Annotated in this window: 5 protein-coding genes; 3 read left to right on the forward strand and 2 right to left on the reverse strand. The window is 39.9% G+C overall.

Annotated features, from left to right (window positions below; genetic code table 11):
- Positions 1-133 precede the first annotated feature (133 nt).
- The 3 genes from KTR06_RS24020 (at position 134) to KTR06_RS24030 (ending at position 4,444) form a co-directional block, all read left to right on the forward strand.
- Entirely contained in the window at positions 134-2,221 is a 2,088-nt protein-coding gene (locus tag KTR06_RS24020) for a beta-galactosidase (RefSeq protein WP_217290874.1), read from the forward strand.
- Between the two features lie 62 nt (positions 2,222-2,283).
- Positions 2,284-3,666: a glycoside hydrolase family 28 protein gene (locus tag KTR06_RS24025; RefSeq protein WP_217290875.1), complete on the forward strand. Its 1,383-nt coding sequence runs from the start codon at positions 2,284-2,286 to the stop codon at positions 3,664-3,666.
- A gap of 88 nt (positions 3,667-3,754) precedes the next feature.
- Positions 3,755-4,444, forward strand: a complete 690-nt coding sequence (locus tag KTR06_RS24030; protein ID WP_217290876.1) for an SGNH/GDSL hydrolase family protein — start codon at positions 3,755-3,757, stop codon at positions 4,442-4,444.
- A gap of 92 nt (positions 4,445-4,536) precedes the next feature.
- On the opposite strand, the gene KTR06_RS24035 is transcribed toward KTR06_RS24030, so the two are convergent.
- Together KTR06_RS24035 and KTR06_RS24040 are read right to left on the reverse strand one after the other, a co-directional pair.
- Positions 4,537-6,618: a RagB/SusD family nutrient uptake outer membrane protein gene (locus KTR06_RS24035; protein ID WP_217290877.1), complete on the reverse strand. Its 2,082-nt coding sequence runs from the start codon at positions 6,616-6,618 to the stop codon at positions 4,537-4,539.
- A 24-nt stretch (positions 6,619-6,642) separates the two neighbouring features.
- The gene (locus KTR06_RS24040) at positions 6,643-9,774 is read right to left on the reverse strand and encodes a TonB-dependent receptor (protein WP_217290878.1); all 3,132 of its coding nucleotides are present in this window, start codon (positions 9,772-9,774) and stop codon (positions 6,643-6,645) included.
- Positions 9,775-9,991 lie beyond the last annotated feature (217 nt).

The following is a 9,991-nucleotide window of genomic DNA, read 5'->3' on the forward strand; positions in this document are numbered from 1 at the left end:
CTACGCTATATAATTAAGCCCTTTCAGGGCACCCCAATAAATATATAATTGTAAGGCTTTCAGCCTAACTGCTAAATTCCCATTTATAAAACGAATGATAAACAATAACTAACATTAATAATCAATTGAATTTATGAAGTATATGATAAAAAGTAAAATATTAGCGATTCTTTGTGTCAGTCTGCTGACCCTTTCAACCACAGCACACCCCTCTTCTTGGTTTAATGACAAAGATCTGACACTGACAGGCGTCTACTATTATCCTGAACACTGGGATGAAAACCAGTGGGAACGTGACTTCAAGAAAATGCATGAACTGGGATTTGAATTTACTCATTTTGCCGAGTTTGCTTGGGCGCAGTTGGAGCCGGAAGAAGGGCGTTATGATTTTGCCTGGCTTGACAGAGCGGTAGCTTTAGCTGCCAAATATGATTTAAAAGTTATAATGTGTACGTCTACTGCCACTCCTCCTGTATGGATGAGCCGGAAATATCCTGAAATTCTGTTGAAGAATGAAGATGGAACGGTACTTGACCACGGTGCCCGTCAGCATGCTTCATTTGCTTCTCCTCTTTACAGAGAGTTATCTTATAAGATGATTGAAAAACTGGCGCAGCACTATGGTAACGATCCTCGTGTTATCGGATGGCAACTTGATAACGAGCCTGCCGTACAGTTTGACTATAATCCGAAAGCGGAACTTGCCTTCCGTGATTTTCTTCGTGCCAAATACAATAATGACATTCAACTTTTAAATAATGCCTGGGGAACTGCTTTTTGGAGTGAGTCTTATTCTTCTTTTGATGAAATAACGCTTCCCAAGCGTGTACAGATGTTTATGAATCATCATCAGATTTTGGATTACCGTCGTTTTGCAGCAATGCAAACCAATGATTTTCTGAATGAGCAATGCTTGTTAATCAAGAAATATGCAAAGAATCAATGGGTAACAACCAATTATATACCGAACTATGATGAAGGACATATTGGTGGTAGTCCTGCGTTGGATTTCCAAAGCTATACCCGTTACATGGTATATGGAGATAATGAGGGAATCGGTCGTCGGGGCTATCGTGTAGGTAATCCATTGCGTATTGCCTGGGCGAATGATTTTTTCCGTCCGATACAGGGAACGTATGGTGTAATGGAACTGCAACCGGGACAAGTGAACTGGGGCAGTATCAATCCCCAGCCTCTTCCGGGAGCTGTCCGTCTATGGATGTGGAGTGTATTTGCCGGTGGAAGTGATTTTATTTGTACCTACCGCTATCGCCAACCGCTCTATGGTACAGAACAGTATCATTATGGAATAGTAGGAACAGACGGAGTGACTGTTACCCCCGGTGGAAAAGAGTATGAAACTTTTATAAAAGAGATTCGTGAACTTCGTAAGCATTATGCTCCCCGTGAGGCGAAGCCTGCTGATTACCTGGCACGTCGTACAGCTATTCTTTTCAATCCTGAAAACTCCTGGAGCATTGAGCGACAGAAGCAAAACCGGACTTGGGATACTTTTGCACATATTGAGAAGTATTACCGTACCTTAAAATCATTCGGAGTCCCCGTCGATTTTATTTCAGAAGCCAAGAACTTATCCGATTATCCGGTCGTCATTGCGCCGGCTTATCAATTAGCTGATAAAGAACTGGTGGACAAATGGATTTCTTATGTGAAGAATGGCGGAAACCTCATTCTGACTTGTCGTACGGCACAGAAGGATCGTTATGGTCGTCTCCCGGAGGCTCCTTTTGGCTCTATGATTACTCCGCTGACCGGAAATGAAATGAACTTTTATGATTTGCTTCTTCCCGAAGATCCCGGTACTGTTGTTATGAACGGAAATGAGTATGCCTGGAATACATGGGGAGAGATTCTGAATCCTCCGGCAGATGCTCAAATATGGGCTACTTATAAAAACGAATTCTACGCAGGAAGTCCGGCCGTGACTTTCCGCAAACTGGGGAAAGGTACGATTACTTATGTTGGAGTGGACAGCCACAACGGAGCATTGGAAAAAGATATATTGAAAAAACTATATGCACAGCTGAATATCCCGGTAATGGATTTGCCTTATGGCGTGACAATGGAATACCGGAATGGCTTGGGAATTGTTTTGAACTATTCAGACCAGCCCTATGCCTTCAACTTGCCGAAAGGAGCCAAAGCATTGATTGGAACTACAAATATTCCTACAGCGGGTGTATTGGTGTTTTCAATGTGACCGGCTATAAATTAATATTCTTATCTTTGATGTGTTTGAAGAATTAAAAATATGATATTGTAATGAAGACTTACTTACTGAAACCGATGGTAGTTGTCTGCCTTTGCTTATTGACAGCTTCCTTTACTTTTGCCGCTGATAATTATAAAATGGTAAAGGTGAAAGCTCCTTTCCCTATGCAACCTATTAAAGTATTTATCTATCCGGACAAAGACTTTTTGATAACAGATTACGGAGCAAAAAACGGAGGTGAAGTAAACAATACAAAAGCAATTGCTGCCGCTATTGAAGCGTGTCATAAATCAGGTGGCGGACGTGTTGTTGTTCCGGCAGGTGTGTGGTTGACCGGTCCCATTCATTTTAAAAGTAATGTAAATCTTTATTTGGAGGAGAATGCAATTCTGAATTTTACGGATAATCCTTCTGATTATCTTCCGGCAGTGATGACTTCATGGGAAGGTTTGGAATGTTATAATTATTCTCCATTACTCTATGCTTTTGAATGTGAGAATGTGGCAATTACAGGTAAAGGGACTCTTCAGCCGAAGATGGATACTTGGAAAGTATGGTTCAAACGTCCTCAACCTCATTTGGAGGCATTGAAAGAGTTATATACGAAAGCTTCGACCGATGTTCCTGTTATTGAACGTCAAATGGCGGTAGGAGAGAACCACCTTCGTCCGCACTTGATTCATTTCAATCGCTGCAAGAATGTTTTATTGGATGGGTTTAAGATTCGTGAAAGTCCGTTCTGGACCATTCATCTTTATATGTGTGACGGAGGACTGGTACGTAATCTGGATGTAAAAGCACATGGACATAATAATGACGGTATTGATTTCGAAATGAGCCGTAATTTTCTGGTAGAAGATTGTTCTTTCGATCAGGGTGATGATGCAGTAGTGATTAAAGCCGGACGTAATCAAGATGCCTGGCGATTGAATACTCCTTGCGAAAATATTGTTATCCGTAATTGCCAGATTCTTAAAGGACATACTTTGCTTGGTATTGGAAGTGAAATTTCCGGAGGAATACGGAATATTTATATGCATGATTGCACAGCTCCGAATTCAGTAATGCGTCTTTTTTTCGTAAAAACCAATCATCGTAGAGGTGGGTTTATAGAAAACGTTTATATGAAGAATGTACAGGCAGGAATGGCTCAACGTGTACTTGAAATAGATACCGAAGTGCTTTATCAATGGAAAGATTTGGTACCTACTTATGAAGAACGGATTACCCGTATTGATGGCATTTATATGGATAAAGTCACTTGTGAGTCGGCAGATGCTATTTACGAATTGAAAGGAGATGCAAAACTTCCGGTGAAGAATGTAACAATCAAGAATGTGAAGGTAGGGGAAGTGAAGAAGTTCGTAAAGAAAGTGAATAATGTGGAGAATGTAGTAGAGAAGAATGTGACCTATGAAAGGGAGGTAAAATAATCATTTTCTGAAATTGGCAGAAAAAATCGTACTGTCATATTAGCATAATGTAGTATATTAGCGGCAAAATTGAAAACTTTATTCTAGTATGAAGAAATCCTGTTTTTTGCTGCTACTTACTATTTTATGTAGCAGTATAAGTTTTGCCCAAAGCCTGAAATCTATTTCTATTTTAGGCGACTCGTATTCAACGTTTGAAGGATATCTACAACCAGATACGAATAGTATTTGGTATTATGTCTCTCCACGACAACAAACAGATGTGACTTCAGTAAAACAGACGTGGTGGCATAAATTCATTAAAGAGAATAATTACCGCCTTTGTGTCAATAATTCATTTTCGGGTGCAACGATTTGTAATACGGGTTATCGCAATGAAGATTACTCGGATCGTTCTTTTATAACCCGTATGGATCAACTGGGTTGTCCGGATGTAATTTTTGTTTTTGGCGCAACTAATGATTGTTGGGCTGGCTCTCCGCTTGGGGAGTATCAGTATGTGGGATGGACTAAAGATGATTTGTATAAATTCCGTCCGGCTATGGCTTATATGCTCGATCACATGATTGATCGCTATCCTAATGTTGAAATCTATTTTCTATTGAATTCCGGTTTAAAGGAAGAGTTTAATGAATCAGTCAGAACTATCTGTAATCATTATAATATTGATTGTATAGAATTGCATGACATTGACAAAAAGAGTGGTCATCCTTCAATAAAGGGAATGGAGCAGATTAGTGAACAGATTAAAGAGTTCATGGTGAAGAAGACGAAATGAAAGGAGCATTAAAAAATATTGCCACTTGTTCTTCTTTGATTAGAAATTCTATTTCAAAGAGTGACAAGTGGCAATAGGATTAGCTGTTTATCTTAATATCCCGGGTTTTGCATTGCTTTCTTTTCCTCATTGCTTAATGCAGAACCATTTGAATTGGTGATACCGTCCAAGAAGGCTTGGGGGATCGGACGATAGTAATGTTTCTCCGATTTGAATTCGCCAAGACCTCTGCTGGCACCATCGTTGAATTTATGCCAACGGGCGTCTAACGTCTTGGTACGTGCCAGATCTTCCCAGCGTTGCAATTCGCCACAAAGTTCTCTTGTACGTTCATTCAACAGGAAGCACATCATTTTGTCAGCATTGGATGTGCAGCCCAGTTCGTTGTAAATAGGGACATCTACTGTAGAATTATATACATCTGATACACTATTTAATTTCATTGTTGTTTTGGTAGAAGCAGTGGTTTCCTGTTCTATATTGTTTGACTCGTAATAGGTGTTTTCTTCCCAGTAAATAGCACCTTCAGAAGAATGACCGCCCCCCTTTCCCGAACAATAAGGATTGTTCTTATAGGCTTGTCCGCCATCTACATTCTTACTACGATCCTCACCTGTTTTATAACCGGCACGTTCACGTAATTTATTCATCCACTCGATAGCTTTGTCATAGTTGGCTTCCCCCTTACGAATATATGCCTCGGCAACCATTAGTACATCATCTGCCGAACGGGCGATAATAGCATCACGAGTACCGAATTGAGACGCAATAGAAACACGGTAACCATCACGGAATTTAGATAAAGCTACGGAACGTTTGTGGGGTATGATATCGTAATAATTACCTGTTTTTTCATTTACATTCCAACTGTGTTCCTGCCCTTTGAAATAGCGTACATATGTATACGTGTTACACATTTTTCCATCTTTCAAAACAGTATACGCCGGAGCATTGGGATATTTCTCATAGCGGTTGTCTCCCGGGTCATTAACGATGTATTTCATACCGAGTTCACCTCCACTAAAACGTTTGTCACCTTCTTTTACACCTGCCGGAGCGTATGGCATATCTTCTGCTGTCCAGGTAGGAGCGCTTTTGGTTTCGTTGGCTCCATAACAGGTGATGAATGATTTCCAGAAACGAGAGTCATTGACACGGTCAAATACCTGCATGGTATACTCTGTAGCACTTACGTATGAGAATTCACGTCCTCCTGAGATGTCACGTTTACATCCACCTATATCATTGCCTTGATATACGGCCGGATAATAAAGATGCATCTGATTTCCAAAGCGTCCCCATGTTGATTCATCATTAGAGAATTGAGCCGCTAGAATCACTTCGCTTACTTTTTCATTGGCTCCGTTTGGCTGTTCATAGTCCCAAAGTTCTACATAATCACTACACAACGGATGTGCATCTACTACTTCCGAACCATATTGAATAACAGCATCGAGGTCGGATGCTACATAATTACTATTCCAATCGCTGTACAATTCAGATGCACGGAATAAATGTGCTTTTGCAAGGAAATGTGCGGCAGCATATTTGTTAATCCGTCCGATTGATTCACCTTTATTGGGAAGTAGTCTGTAGGCTTCTCCAAAATCAGATATAACCTGTATGTATATTTCTTCAGCAGAATTCCGTGTGAAATATGTTTCGGCACTTGTAGACGGAGCTAATTTCAAAGGTACGCCACCAAATTGTTTTACTAATTCAAAATAAGCATAAGCTCTAAGGAAATGTGCTTCTCCTAAACGGGTGTTGTATGTAGGTGAACTCTGATTATAATATTGAGGTATGTTCTGAATCAATATGTTTGCGGGTTCAACTAGTCCGTAGTAATTATCCCAGATGGGTTGGTTGGCACCATTTTCAGATGAGTTTAAATCCTGGCTATAGTGATTCCATGCAGGAATTACATTGTTAGCATCGGTAAACTCGTCCACTCCCATATTGTAACATTGGATCCCCCATATATAATTGAATTTAAATTTAAGTTTCTGATAGGCGCCAGTTACCAATTCATCAAGACCTTCCTGGGTTTTAAAACGGTCTGTACTATATTGAGTCGTAAGATTTTCATCAAGGAAAGACTCACTGCACGATGTGATCGAGCTTCCTGTTACGCTGGCTATTAAAGCAGCAAATAATATTCTATTTAATTTCATAATGTCTTTACTTTAATTTGTTGATTAGAATCCGATGTTGACACCTATTACAAAACTCTTCAAAGTGGTAGGTGAACCAAATGTCTTGGTATTATTGTCATAGTTTACCAAGTCTGTATCTAAAAAGTCACATGCCTTATAGATATTGAATGGGTTCATGGCTTGAACATATAGCTTCAGATTATTGATACCCAACTTCTTTAATTGTTGCGGGGTAAAATTATAGCCCAATGAAATATTACGTACTTTAATGTACGATCCATCTTGATAGTTCATTGCACTGTTGAAAGCATCGGCTCCTTCGCCGTTGGAACCGGGTGAATAGTATTTTGCATTTTCATTTGTACCAGCCACCCAATAGTCTACTTTACGTTGCATATAGCGACCGTCGAGCGTTACAGCTCCTTGCGGGACTGTGAATCCCCAGCGTGACAGAATAAAGAAGGAAAGCTCAAAATTCTTATAGCTGAAAGTGTTGCTCCATCCACCTGTCCAGCGTGGACGTGTATGCCCTACAATTTGCTTGTCATCGTTAGCATCTATTGCACCATCATTATTTAAATCTTTTACTTTGATTTGTCCTGGCTTACGTCCGTATTTAGCAGCTTCTTCAGCTTCTTCCGTTTTCCATATTCCATCATATACCCAGTCGTAATAAACACCGATTTCTTCACCGACAAACCATTTGTTATTCACATCTTCAGTTCTGCCGTTAGATAATTCGTCAATTCGGTTTCTATCCATAGACCATGTTAAAGTAGTGCTCCAGGTAAAATCTTTGGTTTGTACTGGTATTGCATTTACTTGCAAATCAATACCATATCCGGATGTTTTACCCACATTGGCATACGTAGAAACATAACCCGTTAATGAAGGGATTGACATTTCTAATAATAAGTCATTGGTTTTTGTTTTGTATGCATCAATACTACCGGTAAGTCGGTTATTAAAGAAACCATAGTCAATACCGACATTGTATTGTGTAGTTCGTTCCCAGCCTAAGGTTGGATTAGCCATTTTAGCAGGCTCTTTTTGTGAAGGATCGGAAGGTACATAACCTAAAGATGAATCACTTTGTCCCCAGTTATAGTATAAACCGGTGATGGCACCTTTGGTTGCGTATGCTTTGATAGCTGCATTGTCTGTGACACCCATACCTACACGAAGTTTCAACTGATTCAACCAACTGATGTCTTTCATGAAATCTTCCTGATCCATTCTCCATGCAATAGCTGCAGAGGGGAAACTTGCCCATTTGTGCCCTTCGGCTAATTGAGAGGCACCATCCCAACGCATAGATGCCGTTAACAAGTATTTATCTTTGTAACCATAGTTCAGTCGAACCATATAAGATGCCATCTGAGTTTCGGTTAGTCCAGTACCAAAGGAATTCAATGTACCGGCAGATCCCATATTATACCAAAGCTCATCCGACGAGGCTACATTGGTGGCTCTCATATCTCCCATCTCGTAATGATAGGCAGAAGCGGATTGCATCAATGTCATTCCTAGATTATGCTGACCTAGAGTTTTATTGTAATAGATCAGGTTATCCAATGTCCATGCACGCTTTTGTTCGTTCTTATATTGTGCACCGTTGTTACCATCTCCATTGATGCCATCAGCAGCGTTAGCAACTCCTAGAGTGTAAAATTGAAATTCGGGACCAAACTGAAGACGATAGGATAAACCTTCCAGTGGTTTCCAAATTTTTCCGAAATCAATCTGTGAGTACATGCTGGCAGAAGCACGGAAAGTACGGCGTTGATTGGTATTATAGTCTAATTCCCGGATGGGGTTGATGATATTTACGTCACCGCTTGGATAACGGACATATTCACCGTTTTCATCGTAAGGCACAGTCCATGGGATCATGCTTCTTAATGCACTATAGAAGTCACCGGAACCAGTTACGGATTTAGAGAAACTATATCCATAGTCTTGAGTAGAATATGATGCGTTAATTGAAGAACCCATTTTGAACCAATCAACAGGAGTTACGTCAAATGATGTCTTTAATGTATAACGTTCATAGGCTTGTCCTGGTTGTGTTCCTTTTTGATCTAGATAGCCGAATGAAGCATAACCTTGGAATTTGTCCGAACCTCCGGAGGCACTTAAGGTATGTTCGTGGGTGATACCCGTCTGTTTGCCGTGAGATGCCCAGTCGTAGGAGCCGACCTTTGAGGGATCATAATTGCCATTTGACCATGCTTGCTCGATATTCTTCCACGAAGCGCTTACACTGCCGAATGCTGCTTTATCTGCTTCAAAAGTTGGAGTGGCCGAAGCATAAGAACCCGCATTGTATTTGGCTAGGCGAGCATAATCCAGCCATTCTGTGGCAGACATCATTTCTGTGACATCATGTAATGTTTCAAAAGTAACAGTACCTGAATAGTTCAGGGTTACTTTTCCCTCTTTTCCTTTTTTAGTAGTTACGAGAATTACACCATTGGCACCACGTGAACCATAAATGGCTGTGGCCGAAGCATCTTTCAAAATGTCAATAGCTTCAATGTCGGAAGGATTGATGTTTTCAATACCTCCATTTTGAATTACCATACCGTCTACGACATACAGTGGTCCTTGTTCTGCATTAATAGAGCGTTGCCCACGAATGTTAATGTTACCGACTTCTCCGGGACGTTGGCTAGATGTAATATCCACACCTGCTGTTTTGCCCTGCATTCCTTCCAATGCATTTCTTACAGGCATTGCTTTTAATTCTTTTTCTCCTACGCGGGCCATAGCGCCAGTTACATCGCTTTTCTTCTGTACACCGTAGCCCACAACTACTACTTCATCCAGCGTTTCAGTATCTTCTTGAAGAGTTATCTTGAAGTTAGTATTTCCTGCTACGGATACTTCTTGCTTTTTGTATCCTATATAAGTGATAGTGATTGTACCTTTGGTTGGTACATTGGAAAGAGAAAACTTGCCATTTAAATCAGTAATTGTACCATTAGTAGTACCATTAACCAACACACTGGCACCAATAACCGGTTCTCCGGTAAAATCTGTAACCGTACCCGAAATCGTTTTGTTTTGGGCATAGGATTCTACTATTAAAAAGGAGAACAAAGTGAGAAGAAATAGCCGTCGGATAGTATCCTTATAGGCATACAGGTGATTACCTTTTTTGTTGCTTTTCATACTTTAATTATTAAGTTATAAATATTGGTTTATAGATCCTTTATTGTTGATTTATCTTTTTATCCTCTAATGAAGACTCTTTGTTTCTTTTTATATGGATATTCCTGTAACGTAGTACTTTATAGAGGTTTAGTAGTATAATATATTGTGTGGTATTTCTATATTTACATAGCATATTTATTATAAAGTTAAACAAAAGTTAGATTCTCTTTTTAAA

Source organism: Bacteroides sp. MSK.20.12, from assembly GCF_019052435.1.
GTDB lineage: Bacteria > Bacteroidota > Bacteroidia > Bacteroidales > Bacteroidaceae > Bacteroides > Bacteroides xylanisolvens.

What these genes read in the sequence shown, in the direction of transcription:
- KTR06_RS24040 (WP_217290878.1), bottom strand. Translation starts at nt 9,774, where the DNA reads ATGAAAAGCAACAAAAAAGGTAATCACCTGTATGCCTATAAGGATACT.
- KTR06_RS24035 (WP_217290877.1), bottom strand. Translation starts at nt 6,618, where the DNA reads ATGAAATTAAATAGAATATTATTTGCTGCTTTAATAGCCAGCGTAACA.
- KTR06_RS24020 (WP_217290874.1), top strand. Translation starts at nt 134, where the DNA reads ATGAAGTATATGATAAAAAGTAAAATATTAGCGATTCTTTGTGTCAGT.
- KTR06_RS24025 (WP_217290875.1), top strand. Translation starts at nt 2,284, where the DNA reads ATGAAGACTTACTTACTGAAACCGATGGTAGTTGTCTGCCTTTGCTTA.
- KTR06_RS24030 (WP_217290876.1), top strand. Translation starts at nt 3,755, where the DNA reads ATGAAGAAATCCTGTTTTTTGCTGCTACTTACTATTTTATGTAGCAGT.